The organism is Rhodococcus sp. CH91, from assembly GCF_022554085.1.
Taxonomy (GTDB): Bacteria; Actinomycetota; Actinomycetes; order Mycobacteriales; family Mycobacteriaceae; genus Rhodococcus.
The window spans coordinates 540,721-554,723 of sequence record NZ_JAKFYR010000003.1; the positions used below are offsets into that span (position 1 = coordinate 540,721).

Annotated in this window: 14 protein-coding genes; 4 read left to right on the forward strand and 10 right to left on the reverse strand. The window is 68.0% G+C overall.

Going from position 1 to position 14,003, the window contains the following annotated elements; genetic code table 11:
- Position 1 precedes the first annotated feature (1 nt).
- From MOM01_RS09205 to MOM01_RS09215, 3 genes are read right to left on the reverse strand one after another with little or no spacing between them, the layout of a single operon-like run.
- The gene (locus MOM01_RS09205) at positions 2–1,090 is read right to left on the reverse strand and encodes an acyl-CoA dehydrogenase family protein (RefSeq protein ID WP_241385090.1); all 1,089 of its coding nucleotides are present in this window, start codon (positions 1,088–1,090) and stop codon (positions 2–4) included.
- Positions 1,077–1,982: an acyl-CoA dehydrogenase gene (locus tag MOM01_RS09210; RefSeq protein WP_241385091.1), complete on the reverse strand. Its 906-nt coding sequence runs from the start codon at positions 1,980–1,982 to the stop codon at positions 1,077–1,079. The genes MOM01_RS09205 and MOM01_RS09210 overlap by 14 nt, the downstream gene beginning before the upstream one ends.
- On the reverse strand, positions 1,960–3,369 hold the full coding sequence (locus MOM01_RS09215; protein WP_241385092.1) for a class I adenylate-forming enzyme family protein: 1,410 nt from the start codon (positions 3,367–3,369) through the stop codon (positions 1,960–1,962). Before MOM01_RS09215 ends, MOM01_RS09210 begins: the two co-directional genes overlap by 23 nt.
- 105 nt (positions 3,370–3,474) lie before the next feature.
- Here MOM01_RS09215 and MOM01_RS09220 point away from each other — a divergent pair, with 105 nt between their 5' ends.
- Positions 3,475–4,491 (forward strand): ferredoxin--NADP reductase, encoded by a 1,017-nt coding sequence (locus MOM01_RS09220; RefSeq protein WP_241385093.1) that lies wholly within the window; start codon positions 3,475–3,477, stop codon positions 4,489–4,491.
- Between the two features lie 44 nt (positions 4,492–4,535).
- Here MOM01_RS09220 and MOM01_RS09225 read toward each other — a convergent pair whose 3' ends face one another.
- Positions 4,536–5,114, reverse strand: coding sequence for a TetR/AcrR family transcriptional regulator (locus MOM01_RS09225; protein ID WP_241385094.1), 579 nt, complete (start codon positions 5,112–5,114; stop codon positions 4,536–4,538).
- Positions 5,115–5,208: 94 nt separating this feature from the next.
- On the opposite strand from MOM01_RS09225, the gene MOM01_RS09230 reads away from it, so the two are divergent.
- Positions 5,209–6,336, forward strand: coding sequence for an MFS transporter (locus MOM01_RS09230; RefSeq protein WP_241385095.1), 1,128 nt, complete (start codon positions 5,209–5,211; stop codon positions 6,334–6,336).
- On the opposite strand, the gene MOM01_RS09235 is transcribed toward MOM01_RS09230, so the two are convergent.
- Genes MOM01_RS09235 through MOM01_RS09250 form a run of 4 tightly spaced genes read right to left on the reverse strand, consistent with a single transcriptional unit; the run spans position 6,326 to position 10,359 of the window.
- Positions 6,326–7,381: a CaiB/BaiF CoA transferase family protein gene (locus tag MOM01_RS09235; protein WP_241385096.1), complete on the reverse strand. Its 1,056-nt coding sequence runs from the start codon at positions 7,379–7,381 to the stop codon at positions 6,326–6,328. The two genes, MOM01_RS09230 and MOM01_RS09235, sit on opposite strands and share 11 nt — an antisense overlap.
- Positions 7,378–8,334: an LLM class F420-dependent oxidoreductase gene (locus MOM01_RS09240; protein ID WP_241385097.1), complete on the reverse strand. Its 957-nt coding sequence runs from the start codon at positions 8,332–8,334 to the stop codon at positions 7,378–7,380. The genes MOM01_RS09235 and MOM01_RS09240 overlap by 4 nt, the downstream gene beginning before the upstream one ends.
- A 46-nt stretch (positions 8,335–8,380) precedes the next feature.
- The gene (locus MOM01_RS09245; protein WP_241385098.1) at positions 8,381–8,782 is read right to left on the reverse strand and encodes a cobalamin B12-binding domain-containing protein; all 402 of its coding nucleotides are present in this window, start codon (positions 8,780–8,782) and stop codon (positions 8,381–8,383) included.
- Positions 8,782–10,359: a methylmalonyl-CoA mutase family protein gene (locus MOM01_RS09250; protein ID WP_241385099.1), complete on the reverse strand. Its 1,578-nt coding sequence runs from the start codon at positions 10,357–10,359 to the stop codon at positions 8,782–8,784. Before MOM01_RS09250 ends, MOM01_RS09245 begins: the two co-directional genes overlap by 1 nt.
- Before the next feature lie 86 nt (positions 10,360–10,445).
- On the opposite strand from MOM01_RS09250, the gene MOM01_RS09255 reads away from it, so the two are divergent.
- Positions 10,446–11,279, forward strand: coding sequence for an SDR family oxidoreductase (locus MOM01_RS09255; protein WP_241385100.1), 834 nt, complete (start codon positions 10,446–10,448; stop codon positions 11,277–11,279).
- Between the two features lie 14 nt (positions 11,280–11,293).
- Here MOM01_RS09255 and MOM01_RS09260 read toward each other — a convergent pair whose 3' ends face one another.
- Complete coding sequence (locus MOM01_RS09260; RefSeq protein ID WP_241385101.1) at positions 11,294–12,214, reverse strand: DMT family transporter; 921 nt, start codon at positions 12,212–12,214, stop codon at positions 11,294–11,296.
- Between MOM01_RS09260 and MOM01_RS09265 the strand changes: the two genes are divergently transcribed.
- The gene (locus tag MOM01_RS09265; RefSeq protein WP_241385102.1) at positions 12,213–13,616 is read left to right on the forward strand and encodes an aminotransferase-like domain-containing protein; all 1,404 of its coding nucleotides are present in this window, start codon (positions 12,213–12,215) and stop codon (positions 13,614–13,616) included. The two genes, MOM01_RS09260 and MOM01_RS09265, sit on opposite strands and share 2 nt — an antisense overlap.
- A gap of 28 nt (positions 13,617–13,644) precedes the next feature.
- On the opposite strand, the gene MOM01_RS09270 is transcribed toward MOM01_RS09265, so the two are convergent.
- Positions 13,645–13,944: a WhiB family transcriptional regulator gene (locus MOM01_RS09270; RefSeq protein WP_241385103.1), complete on the reverse strand. Its 300-nt coding sequence runs from the start codon at positions 13,942–13,944 to the stop codon at positions 13,645–13,647.
- Between the last annotated feature and the right edge of the window lie 59 nt (positions 13,945–14,003).

Sequence of the window (14,003 nt, forward strand, 5' to 3'; positions counted from 1 at the left end):
GTCAGACCCCCAATCCGAGGATGCGCGAGGCGATGATGTTCTTCTGGATCTGCGAGGTGCCGCCCATGACGGACTGCGCGCGGCTGTACATGTAGGAGCCGAGCAGTTCCTCGTCGCGGCTGCCGGCCACTGCCAGGGCCGCATGTCCGACCGACTGGTCGACCCAGGTCATGAGCAGCTTGTCGAGCGAGCCCTCCGAACCGTGCGACACCCCGTCGAGTTGTTCGGACAGCCGCCGGCGCACGTGCAGCCTCAGCATCTCCGATTGCACCGCGGCCCACGCCAGGTCCTGCGGCGGAGTGCCCTCGACGCGAGCGGCGAGCTGGCGCACGAGTTTGCCGTAGCGAGCGGCGAATCCGAGGGTGGACGGTTCGCGCTCGTGACCGACGACGGTCATCGCGACCCGCCACCCTTCTCCGGGAGCCCCGACCATGCGGCTCGCCGGCACTCGGGCACCGTCGAACAGAACTTGACCGAATTCCTTGGTGACACCGCTGATCATCTTCAGCGGTCGCTGCTCGATGCCGTCCTGGTGCATCGAGACGACGAACGCCGAGATACCGCGATGCCGCGGAGCATCCGGATCGGTGCGGGCGAGCAGCAGGCACCAGTCTGCGACGTCGGAATAACTCGTCCAGACCTTGTGGCCGTGGATGACGTACTCGTCGCCGTCGCGGGTCGCGGTGGTGGTGAGCGACGCGAGGTCGGAGCCGGCGCCGGGTTCGCTGAATCCCTGGCACCACCGTTCGGTGCCGTCGATCATGCCGGGCAGGAACCGTTCGCACAGTTCGTCACCGGCATGGTGGCCGAGGCCGACCACGAGATATCCCAGGCTCGGCCGCGGCGGGCAGCCGGCGATGGCGAGTTCCTCGTCGAGGATCACGTCGTAGACGGGTGGGAGATCCTGCCCGCCGTACTTCTTCGGCCACGACAACCCGAAGAATCCCGCGCTGTAGAGCGCCTGATGCCATTCGCCCTGCCGCGCCCAGTATTCGTCACCCGAGGTGGGGAACTTCCCGGCCTGGTCTGCGAGCCAGGTCCGCAGCCGGGTGCGGAATGCTGCTTCTTCCGGCGAGTCACGAAAGTCCAAGGTCGATCTCCTCCAGGCTCACGGGGAACAGTTCGGTGGACGTCAATGCCCGCCGCAGGTACACGTGCTCGATGCACTCCCAGGTATTGCCGATTCCGCCGTGCACCTGAACGGCGGTCTCGCAGACGGTACGCGCGGCGCGCGCGGTGTAGATCTTGGCGATGCGCGCGGCACGGATCGCTTCCTCCGGCGTCAGTTCGTCGACGGCCCAGGCGGCGTGCCGGAGCACACTGATCGAACCTTCGATGAGTGCTTCGCTCTCCGCCAGCATGTGGGCGACCGCCTGATACGACCCGATCGAGTTGCCGTACTGCTCACGAAGCTTCGCGTAATCGACGGCGACCGCCTGGGCACCGCGGGACACGCCGACGAGATCGGCGCACGTGACGACCAGCGCCAGCGCGTAGGCGCGTTCGGCGCTCTCGGTGGAGAGTTCTCCGAGTGTCTCGTCCGGTTCGGCGAACCTCGCGAAGGAGCGGGTCAGGTCCGCGCCCGGTGCCGGTTCCCCGACTGCCGCGACCGACACCGTGCGATCCCGGATCACCACGACGCGGTCAAGTCCGCACGCATCGAAAGCATCACCCGCGACCGCGATGGCACGCGTCGGCTGGTCGTCGGAGAAGTGCCGGTGCAGGTCGTCGGCGAGCACCGGGCCCGAGAACGGGACGTCGACGAGGCCGCGTCCGAATTCCTCTGCGACGATGGCTACTTCGACACCCGACGCTCCGTCGGAGCGCAGCGAACGCCAACCGGTCGCGGCGACGGTCTTCTCGAGCCGTGCCCGGCGGGCCGCGTCGTCCAGATCCGCGACCGAGCGAGCGCCCTGGTCGTCGGCAAGTTTGGCGGCGGCGTCGCGCAACTGCTGTTGTTCAATGGTCAGACGTACGTCCATGGCGCTCCTCGAGTTGTCGGCGCAAGACCTTGCCGGACGGCAGGCGGGGAATGTCGGGCACGAAGATCACGCGTGTCGGTCGCTTGTACGACGCGAGTCGTTCGGCCACATAGGTGGAGATGTCGTCGGGGTCGAGTGGCGAGGTGGTGGCGATCGCCGCGACCACCCTCTCCCCCGCTGCGTCGTCCTTCGTTCCGAAGACGGCGCAGTCGACGACATCCGGATGGCCGTGCAGTACGGCTTCGACCTCGGCCGGCGCGACCTGGAATCCGTTGACCTTGATCATGTCCTTGGCCCGGTCGGTGATCCGGAGCCACCCTTCGGCGTCGATCGATCCGACGTCGCCGGTGCGGTACCAGTCACCGGCGAACGCCGCGGCGGTCGCCTCGTCGGGGAGATATCCGGCCATGGCCGAGTCCGAGCGCACCTGGATCTCGCCGGTCTCCCCGACCGGGATCTCACGGTCGGTACCGAGTGCGACGACCCGCAGTTCGACGCCGGGAGCGGCGCGGCCGACGCTGTCGAGGCGGGCCCCGTCGACGGGATTGCAGGCGATGACGGGCACCTCGCTCGCCCCGTAGGCGGGCATCCAGGGCACCCCGGTGCGGCGGGTGACCGTCTCCGCGACGCTCTCGGTGACGGGCGTGGCCCCCCACATGATGTACCGCAAGGACGACAGATCGAACGATTCGAGGCGCGGATGCGAGGCGATCGCGAGCGCGATCGGCGCGACGGCCATCTCGACGGTGATCCGGTCGCGTTCGATGCATCTCAGCATGTCGTCGAGGTCGAACCGCCGGTGCAGCCGCATCCATCCGCCGGTGTCGAGCACCGTGGCGATGTTGAGCAACCCGAGGATGTGTGAGGGCGGAGTGACGATCTGCATTCGGTCGTCGGCGGTCAGTTCGAGCGCCCGGCGCCAGTGCGCGACCGCCGCGGCGAACGACGAACGCGTGTGCCGCACGGCCTTGGGCAGCCCTGTGGTGCCGGAGCTGAACACCAGCAGAGCATCGGCGTCGGGATCCACGGAGGTCGCGCCGAAGCGGCGTCGACGCGGTTCGACGGGATCGTCGAGGTCGAGCATGGGCATCGCGGCGGCGAGGACAGGGCTGTCTCCCACAGCGAAGGCGGGTTCGGTCAGACGCAGCGCGTGGTCGACTTCGGCGCGCTTCCAGGCGGGGCTCAGCAGGACCACGACGGCGCCGAGCGCCGTCACCGCCCGGTAGGCCGTGACGAACTCCGGCCGATTCGACGACATGAGCGCCACGCGGTCGCCGGAGGCGACTCCGAGTTCGGCCAGCCTGCATGCGAGCCCGCAGGTGAGCGCATCGAGTTCCGCGAGGGTGTACTCGCGGTCGTCGAAGGCCAGCACGGCGGGATCTGTCATGGTGCTCTCTCGCGTCGCAGCAATACCGGTCGAGAGGTCTTGCTCTCCTGAATGAGAATAGTACTCTCGTTCTTGCAGAACATTGATACCAGGAGGAGACGGTCCATGGCGAGACCACCTTTGTTTCAGCGCGCGACCGTGACCCGGATCGTGAAGGAGACCGACGACGCCCGTACCTATGTGCTCACCCCCCACGACGGGCCCTTCACCTACAAGCCCGGGCAGTTCTGCACCTTCCGCGTGAACGTCGACGGCACCGATCTGTACCGCTCGTACTCGATGTCGAGTGCGCCCGAGACCGACACCGAAATGATGACCACCGTCAAGCGGGTCACCGGCGGCGCGGTCTCGACCTGGCTGCACGACAACATCGCCGAGGGCGACGAGGTCGAGATCACCCGGCCCGCCGGCACCTTCCTCCTCCGAGAGGCCGTCGGCCCGGTACTCGGTTTCGCCGGCGGAAGCGGCATCACGCCGATCCTGTCACTCGCCAAGAGTGCACTGGCCTCGACCGATCGGCCGGTGCGACTGCTGATCGCCGACCGCGATCGCGCGTCGGCGATCTTCGCGAATCTGACGGACGAACTCGTCGCGCGGTACGCGGGCCGACTCGAGGTCGTACGGCATTTCGACGACGAGAGCGGACTGCTCACCCCCGAGGCGGTGCGCGAGTTCGTCGGCGCCGACGGCAGCGCCGACAGCTATCTGTGCGGACCGGAAGCCTTCATGGACATGGTCGAGTCCGCGCTCCCGGGGCCGGGCAGCGTCTACAGCGAACGCTTCGGCAGCGCGGCCGAACCCATCATCACACTGGAAGACGTACAGGAGGCCGCGGCGAGCGGCGAGATCACGGGCACCGTGTCGATCCGCCTCGGCAACCAGCGAGTCTCGGTTCCCCGGCACGCCGGGGAGACCCTGCTCGAAAGTGCGCGTCGCGCAGGACTGGCACCGCCCTTCTCGTGTGAGGCCGGCAATTGCGCGACCTGCATCGCCAAGATCACCCACGGCAGCGCGACGATGCGCGTCAACGACGCGCTGTCCGACGAGGAGATCGCCGACGGGTACATCCTCACCTGCCAGGGCGTGCCGGACAGCGAGGACATCAAGGTCCGTTACGAATAGCAGGACCGTACGAACAGCGTCGGCGCCCCCGGAGACGGACGGGTTCAGGCCGTGTGCGTCCGGATCGCCGCGACCGCCAGTCTGCGCCCGACCTCGATGGGGGATTCGGGCCGGCCGCGCAGGAAGGCCGCGAGAGTTCCGTCGTAGGCGGTGAGGACTTCGTCGGCGAGATCCTGCGCCCTCGCTCCCGCCAGGGGCGTCGAGAAGCGCAGGAGACGGTCGGCGAGCAGGTCGCTCTCCGCTGCCAGCACCTCGCCGATCTCGCCGGCGGCCTCGGGGAATTCCGTCGTCGTGGCCAGGAAAGCACACCAGCGCGCAGGTGGATCCGCGTCACCACGGTAGGAATCGAGCGCCTCGAACAGGGCCAACAAACGTCCGGTGTCGTCGTCGGCCTCGACGATGTGCCGGTCCCAGACCGTGCGCCAGTCCTCGAGGCGGATCCTGAGCGCCTCGGCCACCAACGCTTCCTTGCTGCCGAAATGCGTGTAGAGGGATGCGGCGGAGGCTTCGGCGTGACGCAGCAGTTCGTCGACGGGTGTGGCCCGGATGCCGCGATCGAAGAGGAGCCCCTCCGCAGCCCGGAGCAGACGAGCGCGGGCGGGAGATCGGCGGAGCGTCGACATGTCCACACTGTAACGCTGGTTCTACCAGAAACGATCGTTGCGGAGTAGAGTAACGATCGTTCTGAATGTCGATCGGTCGGGGGACGAGATGCACATGCTGGTCATCGGCGGCACAGCCCTGATCGCGGCGACGTACGGGTTGGCGCGATTCGGCTACGGACTGTTCCTGCCCCAGTTCACCGACTCGTTCGGACTGAGTCCGACGGTTGCGGGCGCCATTCAGGCCGGCAGCTTCCTCTCCTACTGCCTCGCAGCCGTCGCCGCCTCGTCGGCGAGCGGTCGCCCGCGACTCGTCGTGGCGTGGGCGGGAGCGACGGCGGGCATCGGGGCGCTGGGCGTCGCGGCGTCGACCCACACGGTGGTCTTCGCCCTGAGCATGATCGTGGCCGGAGCCGGCGCGGGCTTCGCCACGCCCGGACTGGTGAGACTCGTCGAACGCAACGTCACCGCGGAGCGGCAGGAGAACGCACAGACGATCGTCAATTCGGGCACCGGCGTGGGTCTCGTCGCGGCCGGGGCCCTCGTGTTCCTGACCGCGGGCCAGTGGCGTGCGGGCTGGGTGGCCATCGCGACCATCACCGCCGCGGCGGCTCTCGCCACCCTCCGCGCCGACAGGCGATCCGATCGCGCGCGACATCCGGCTCGCCGAACCCTCCTGCGGTTCGGCGAGCTGACACCACTGGCCCGGCCCCTCCTCGCCGCGGCGCTGGCCGGCGCTTCGAGCGCGGCGATCTGGACGTTCGGCCGCTCCGTGATGACCGACTCCGCGGGTGGGGAGACCTATTCCGTTCTCGCGTGGATGGTCCTGGGTGGCTTCGGTGTGCTGGGCGCGACGGCGGGCCGGATCGTGCAGACCTGGAGCCTGCGGGTCGCGTGGACACTGACCACGGCCGCGATGTCCGTGGCCACCCTCACCCTGGGCCTGATGCCCGGCTCACCGGTCGTCGCATACACCTCCGTCGCCGTGTTCGGCGCCGGCTACATCGCGATGAGCGGAGTGCTCATCGTGTGGGCCGTGCGCTCACTACCCGACCGCGCCGCCGAGGGCACGGTGGCGTTGTTCATCGCCCTGGCCGTGGGGCAGGCAGCCGGCTCGCTCGTGTTCGGAGCACTGCTGGGCGCAACCTCCGCCGCGGCGGCCTTCGCCGTGGCGGGCACGGTCGGCCTCCTCGCAGTGGCACCGGCGGTATTCCGTCGCCGCTCCGAGATCGTCAGCGCGTAGGCACCGATTCCTCGGTGTGCTCCCCCAGCTTCGGCGGCGGCCCGTACCGCGGTTCGTAACCCTGAACCCGGATCGGACTGCCCACGAGCCTGAAATCACCGGCGGTGACGACCATCTCGGGCGTCGCCTCGAGAGCGGCGGGCAGCGACCGCACCGCGGCCGCGGGAACACCGCGCGAACGGAGGCGTGCTTCCCAGCCGGCCGCCGTGTCGCGCGAGAGCGCGTCGGTGACCACGGCGAGCACCTCGTCGCGTCGCCGAGCACGTTCGGCCATCGTGGCGAAGCCGTCGATTCCGGCCTCTCCGGCGAAGGTCCGCCAGAAACCGTCGTGCGTGACGAACAGCGCCAGCGTACCCTCCGCGGTCGGAAACAACTGCGCTGGAACATAATACGAGTGGGCGCCGTTCGGCATCCGGCGGGGCTCGGTGCCCTCGTTGAGATAGGCCGAGGCACGGTAGTTCAGCTGGGACAACATGACGTCGCGCAGAGACACGTCGACCTGACCCCCACGACCGGACACGATCTGCGCGAGCAGACCGAGCGCTGCGGTCATTCCCGTGGAGTTGTCGGCCGCCGAATAGCCGGGCAGAGTCGGCGGCCCGTCCGGGTCGCCGGTCAGTGACGCGACGCCGGTCAGCGCCTGGATCACGTAGTCGAAGGCCGGATCGTCGCCACCGTCGAGCCCGTAGCCGGTGATCGCGACGCAGACGATCGTGTCGTTCCACCTCCGCAGAGCGTCGTAGGTCAGGCCGAACTTCCGGATGGCCGACGGCTTGAGATTGACCAGCAGCGCGTGGGACTCGGAGGCCAGCTCACCGAGGCGGCGCATGCCGTCGCCGGTGGTCAGGTCGAGGCAGATGCTGCGCTTGCCGCGGTTGAGGCTCGCGAAATACGCGTCACTCACCTGGCGGGAGAGATCCCCGGTGGGCGGTTCGATCTTCGTCACCTCGGCCCCGAGGTCGGCCAGCAGCATCGTCGCGTACGGACCTGCGAGGATGTGACCGACCTCGAGAATCCTGATCCCCGCGAGCGGGCCTGCCGTCACCGCAGTTCCTTGACGAGTTCGGCGACGACCTCGCGCGTGCGGTACTTCGACGCGACCAGTTCGTCGCGGGTGTCGCCGATCGGAAGCAGCCGCATCGACAGGTCGGTGACCCCGGCCGCCTCGTAGCGCCGGAAGCCGGCGAGGATGGCGTCCTCGTCGCCGACGATGGCCATGTCGCCGATGTCCTTCGCCTGGCCGTGTTCGAGGAGTCGCTGGTAGTTGGGCGAGATCTCCGCCTCGGCGAGGATGCGATTGGCGCGCTCGCGGGCGACGTCGACCTCCGACGGGGCACACAGGCAGACCGGCACGCCGGCGACGATCCGCGGCTTCGGCCTGCCCGCCTTCTCGGCGGCCTCGGTGATGCGCGGGGCGATGTGCTCGGCGATGGCACGTTCGTCGGCCATCCACAGCACGGTGCCGTCGGCGAGTTCACCCGCGATCTTCAGCATGACGGGTCCGAGCGCCGCGACGAGCACCGGCATGGGAGCGACCGGTGCGATGTCGAGGGGATTGTGGACGGTGAAGGTGTCGTTCTCGACATCGATCGAGCCCGGGAGGTCGCGCGCAGCGGCGAGGACCTCGAGATAGTCGCGGGTGTACTTCGCGGGCTTCTCGTAGGGCAGACCGAGCATGTCCTGCACGATCCAGTGGTGCGACGGTCCGACCCCGAGCGCGAGGCGGCCACCGAGTGCGGCGTGGGTCGACAGCGACTGCCGCACCAGATGAACCGGGTGTTGCGCCTGCAGAGGCACCACAGCGGTGCCGATCTCGATCCGGGACGTTCGCGTCCCCATGAGGGCGACCGCCGTCAATGCGTCGAAGTCGGTGGGGATCTGCGGCACCCACACGGTGTCGAGATCGGCCGATTCGGCCCACTCCACGTCCTTCAGCATGCGGTCGACCTTGCGGTTGGTGTCGCCCTGCTCCGGGCCGACCATCACTCCGATACGCACGATTCCTCCAGGTTCCCGAACTCGATGATGTGGGTGTGTACCGGGCTCAGGACGCCTCGGACGTCCCGGTGAGCTTGCGGATCTCACTGACGAGTACGTCCAGCGGTGTACTCGTGGGGAACACCGCCGCGGCACCGGCATCGAGGAGTTTCGGCACGTCCCCCTGAGGGATCGTTCCGCCGACGATGACATCGATGTCGCCGGCGTCCGCCGCGCGCAGGCCCTCGACGACCTTGGTGGTGAGTGCGACGTGGGCACCCGACAGGATGCTCAGACCGACCACCGCGACGTCCTCCTGCACGGCGATCGAGACGATGTCCTCGACCTTCTGACGGATTCCGGTGTAGACGACCTCGAAACCGGCGTCGCGCAGCGCACGCGCGACGATCTTGGCTCCGCGATCGTGTCCGTCGAGTCCGGGCTTGGCGACGAGGATGCGGGCGGTCATCAGAACACCACCGGCTGCTGGAACTCGCCCCACACGTTCTTCAGCGTGGAGACCATCTCTCCCACGGTGCAATACGCGTTGGCGCAATCGATCAGGGCATGCATGAGGTTGTCGGTTCCTTCCGCTGCGCGGGACAGGGCCGCGAGTGTGGTGCGCACCGCGTCGGGGTCGCGTTCGGCCTTGACCTTCGCGAGTCGCTTCAGCTGCATCTCGCGGCCTTCGGCGTCGAGTTCGTAGGTGGAGATCTCGGGTTGCGGTTCGTCGGAGACGAACTTGTTGACACCGACCACCGGCCGGTCGCCGTTCTCGATCTCCTGGTGGATCTTGTACGCCTCGTCGGCGATGAGGCCCTGCAGGTAGCCGTCCTCGATCGCACGGACCATGCCACCGTGCTCTTCGAGATCGGCCATGATCTCGACGATGCGTTCTTCGGTGGCGTCGGTCAGTGCCTCGACGAAGTACGAACCACCGAGGGGATCGGCGACCCTGGTCACGCCGGTCTCGTAGGCGAGGATCTGCTGCGTGCGCAGCGCGAGGGTCGCCGATTCCTCACTGGGCAGGGCGAACGGTTCGTCCCAGGCCGCGGTGAACATCGACTGGACGCCGCCGAGCACCGACGCCATGGACTCGTAGGCGACGCGCACGAGGTTGTTCTGTGCCTGCGGTGCATACAGTGACGCGCCACCTGCGACACACCCGAAGCGGAACATCGATGCCTTGTCGGTGGTGGCGCCGTAACGTTCGCGCACGATCGTCGCCCAACGGCGGCGTCCGGCACGATATTTGGCGATCTCCTCGAAGAAGTCGCCGTGGGTGTAGAAGAAGAACGAGATCTGCGGGGCGAACTGGTCGATGGTCATCCGCCCGCGTTCGACCACCGTGTCGCAGTAGGTGACACCGTCGGCGAGAGTGAACGCCATCTCCTGCACCGCGTTCGCGCCGGCATCGCGGAAGTGGGCTCCCGCCACGGAGATGGCGTTGAAGCGCGGTACTTCCGCGGCGCAGAACTCGATGGTGTCGGCGATGAGACGGAGCGACGGCTCGGGCGGCCAGATCCACGTGCCGCGGGAGGCGTACTCCTTGAGGATGTCGTTCTGGATGGTGCCGGTGAGCTTCTCACGCGGCACCCCCTTCTTCTCGGCGGCGGCGACGTAGAAGGCCAGCAGGATCGCGGCGGTGCCGTTGATGGTGAAGCTCGTGCTGATCTTGTCGAGCGGGATGCCGTCGAACAGCACTTCCGCGTCGGCGAGTGTGTCGACGGCGACGCCGACGCGACCCACCTCCTCGCCGACCTCGGGGTCGTCGGAGTCGTAGCCGCACTGGGTCGGCAGATCCAGCGCGACCGACAATCCGGTGCCGCCCTGCTCGAGCAGGTAGCGGTAGCGGCGGTTGGACTCCTCCGCAGTACCGAACCCGGAGTACTGACGAAACGTCCACAACCGGCCCCGGTAGCCGTTGGGGAAGTTCCCGCGCGTGAAGGGGAAGCTTCCCGGCGCCGGCGGTTCGGTAGCACGGTCGCCCGGCCCGTAGACAGGCTCGAGCGGGATTCCCGACGAGGTTTCTGCGAAGTCGTTCACGCCGGATACATTACTTGCAGAAAAAGAGAATGCCAATATCATTGGCGAGAACAGAGCTGGATACCCGAAGTCGACCAGGGAGAACGATGTCGAGCCAGAATGCCCTCAGCGACCGCACCATGGTCATCTCCGGCGCGAGCCGCGGTATCGGACTGGCCATCGCGGTCGCCGCCGCCCGTCAGGGCGCGAACGTGGTACTCCTGGCCAAGACGGCCGAGCCTCACCCGAAGCTGAAAGGGACGGTCCACACCGCCGTCGCCGACATCGAGGCCGCCGGCGGCAAAGCCGTCGCGGTGGTGGGCGACGTCCGGAAGGAGGACGATGTCCAGCGGGCAGTCGACACGGCGGTGCAGCACTTCGGTGGCATCGACATCTGTGTCAACAACGCGAGCGCCATCGCCACCGAACCCACCGAATCCCTCTCGGTGAAGAAGTACGACCTCATGCAGGAGATCAACTGCCGCGGCACCTTCCTGCTCACCAAGGCGGCGCTGCCCCATCTGCGGAAATCCTCCGATCCGCACATCCTCACCATCGCGCCACCGGTCAACATGAACCCGTATTGGCTCGGGGTGCACCCCTCGTACACGCTGTCGAAGTACGGAATGTCGCTGCTCACGCTGGGTTTCGCGGCCGAATACGCCGACTCGGGTGTCGCCGCGAACTGCCTGTGGCCCGAGACCTACATCGCGACCTCCGCCGTGGCCAACACTCCCGACGGTGAGGCGCTGATCGCAGCATCGCGCAGCCCCGAGATCATGGCCGATGCCGCGGTCGAGATCCTCTCGCGTCCGGCGAAGGAGACCACCGGGCAGTGCTTCGTCGACGCCGACGTCCTGGCCGAGTCCGGGGTGACGGATCTGTCGCGCTACGGCGGGGGCGACAACCCGCGATGGGACTTCTTCCTCGACAAGGACTGACCCGAACCGGTCCCTCAGGTTCGGCGGACACGGACGGCGGTGCCGGCACACATCACGACCACGGCACCGCCCGCAACGACCTCCCAGGTCGGCGACTCACCCACCAGCAATGCTGCCCAGCAGATCGTCATGACCGGTTGGGTCAGCTGAACCTGTCCGACCCGGGAGATCGGCCCGATCGCCAGGCCGCGGTACCACGCGAAGAACCCGAGGAACATGCTGACGATCCCGAGATACACGAACGATGCCCACTGAGCAGCGCTCCCGTGCGGTGGGCCCTCGGCGAGCGAGAGCGCGGCCAGAAGCACCATGAGTGGCGACGCGACGATCAACGCCCAGGAAATCGTCTGCCAGGCACCGATTTCCCGTGCAAGCAGACCACCCTCCGCGTAACCGACGGCAGCGGTCGCCACCGCGCCGAGCAACAACAGGTCGGCGCCCCCGAACCCACCGACACCACCGTTGCCGGCGCTCGTGAAGACGATCACGGCGACCGAGCCGGCAGCCGCGGCCACCCAGAATCGCACCGGAGGACGTTCACGTGCGCGCAGCACCGCGACCACCGCCGTCGCTGCGGGGAGAATCGCGATGACCATGGCACTGTGACCGGCCTGCGCGGTGGTCAGCGCGTAGGACGTGAGCATCGGAAATCCGACGACCACCCCTCCCGCGACCACGGCGATCCTGCCCCAGTGACGTCCACGTGGGAGCCGTTGCCTCGTGAGTGCCAGCGCGGCGGCGGCGAGGACTGCCGCCACGACCGCACGACCGGCACCGACGAACAGCGGAGACATCGCTCCGTTCTCGACGGCGATGCGGGTGAGCGGCACCGTGAGCGAGAATCCTGCAACCCCCAGAAGACCCCAGGCGAGCCCGCGACTGCCGGGCGATAGCACCGTCGAATCCGGGGCGATAGCGCTACTCTGTGCTCTCATGTCGAACAGTAGCAGTTCACGCCTGGTCGCGGAACTGACCCGATGGATCTCCTCTGCCGCGCCCGGCACCCGGCTCCCCTCGACGAGATCCCTCGTCGCGCAGTACGGTGTCGGCCCCGTCACCGTGCAGAAGGCGCTCAGAACGCTCCAGGCCCGTGGACTCGTGGAAAGCCGCTCCGGTGTGGGCACTTTCGTACGGCAGATCCGCACGTCGAACACGATCGACCACAGCTGGCAGACGGAAGCACTCGGAACTGCACCACCGATCCTCCGGGCATCCGCTGCGCTGCGCACGGTGCCCAACGATGTCGTTGCGCTCCACTCCGGTTACCCCGACCGCACTCTGCTTCCCGAACGTCTTGTCCGAGGATCATATTCGCGCGCCTCCCGCAGTGACGCCGCAGTCGGACGGACATCTGCCGCGGGACATCCCGAATTGCAGGCGTGGTTCGCCACGGAACTGACGGAAGCGACGAATGCGCGCACCGCACCACCGTCGGCCGGCGACGTGATCATCACGCCCGGCAGCCAGAGCGGCCTCGGTTCGATCTTCCGCGCACTCGTCGGAGCCGGTAATCCCCTCGTGGTGGAGTCACCGACCTATTGGGGAGCGATCCTCGCAGCCACCAAGGCGGGCGTGCACCTCGTACCCGTCTCGAGCGGCCCCCACGGACCCGATCCCGACGAATTGGCCCGCGCGTTCGACCGGACCCGGGCGCGCGCCTTCTACGCGCAACCGAACTTCGCGAATCCCACCGGGGCGCAATGGTCGTCGTCGATCGGCGAGCGGGTCCTCGACATCGTGCGCGGCGCGGGAGCGTTCGTCATCGAAGACGACTGGGCCCACGACTTCGGGATCTCCACGGAAGCAGTCCCGTTGTTCGCGCGCGACGACTCCGGGCACGTCGTCTACGTGCGGTCGCTGACGAAGAGCGTGGCGCCCTCCGTGCGGGTCGCGGCGATCATTGCGCGCGGCCCCGCTCGCGAACGCATCCTTGCCGACGTACAGGCCGAATCCGTCTATGTGAGCGGGGTACTCCAGACCGTCGCTCTCGACGTCGTCACCCAGCCCGCCTGGCAGACCCACCTGCGAGCGGTCCGCCGCGAACTCGAGTCGCGACGCAACCTCCTCGCGCGCGAACTTCGTGAACATGCTCCCGACGTGCATCTCGACGGCCTACCGCCGGGAGGCCTCAACCTGTGGGGACGGCTCCCGGACGGCATCGACGCACGAGCGGTCGCACGCGACTGCGAGGCTGCGGGAGTTCTCGTCGCAGCAGGCGACGAATGGTTCCCCGCAGAACCCACGGGTCAGTACCTTCGGCTCAACTTCGCAGGACCGAATCCCGCAGCCTTCGGAGACGCCGCGCGCGTCATCGGACGCGTCGTCGCCGGCCTCTGACCGGGACTGCGGGTCGCGACCGCGGGCGTCACCGGCTCCTCCGGCCCCGCCGGGCTCTTCTCGCCTGTGCGCGTTCCTCCTCGGTCAGCCCACCCCAGATACCGTAACGCTCACCGGATTCGAGCGCATAGCGCAGGCATCGCGCGCGGACCGGGCACCGGGCGCAGACATCCTTCGCCGCCGCCACGCGGTTCTCCCGTGCCTGACCGCGCTCGTTGTCCGGATGGAAGAACAGCGCGCCGTCGGCGTCCCGGCACGCGCCGTGGATCTGCCACTGCCACGACGCGGCGACGGGTGGGGGTAGTTCGAGCAGTTTCGGTGCCGGCACGGTCTACGTCCCCGCCGCCATGTGCCGGTAGGTGGTGATCAGACGGTCGGTGGATGCGT

Bases quoted from the DNA above. Each gene is read 5' to 3' on its own strand.
- MOM01_RS09225 (WP_241385094.1), bottom strand. From the start codon at position 5,114: ATGTCGACGCTCCGCCGATCTCCCGCCCGCGCTCGTCTGCTCCGGGCT.
- MOM01_RS09210 (WP_241385091.1), bottom strand. From the start codon at position 1,982: ATGGACGTACGTCTGACCATTGAACAACAGCAGTTGCGCGACGCCGCC.
- MOM01_RS09255 (WP_241385100.1), top strand. From the start codon at position 10,446: ATGTCGAGCCAGAATGCCCTCAGCGACCGCACCATGGTCATCTCCGGC.
- MOM01_RS09230 (WP_241385095.1), top strand. From the start codon at position 5,209: ATGCTGGTCATCGGCGGCACAGCCCTGATCGCGGCGACGTACGGGTTG.
- MOM01_RS09265 (WP_241385102.1), top strand. From the start codon at position 12,213: ATGTCGAACAGTAGCAGTTCACGCCTGGTCGCGGAACTGACCCGATGG.
- MOM01_RS09245 (WP_241385098.1), bottom strand. From the start codon at position 8,782: ATGACCGCCCGCATCCTCGTCGCCAAGCCCGGACTCGACGGACACGAT.
- MOM01_RS09220 (WP_241385093.1), top strand. From the start codon at position 3,475: ATGGCGAGACCACCTTTGTTTCAGCGCGCGACCGTGACCCGGATCGTG.
- MOM01_RS09260 (WP_241385101.1), bottom strand. From the start codon at position 12,214: ATGAGAGCACAGAGTAGCGCTATCGCCCCGGATTCGACGGTGCTATCG.
- MOM01_RS09215 (WP_241385092.1), bottom strand. From the start codon at position 3,369: ATGACAGATCCCGCCGTGCTGGCCTTCGACGACCGCGAGTACACCCTC.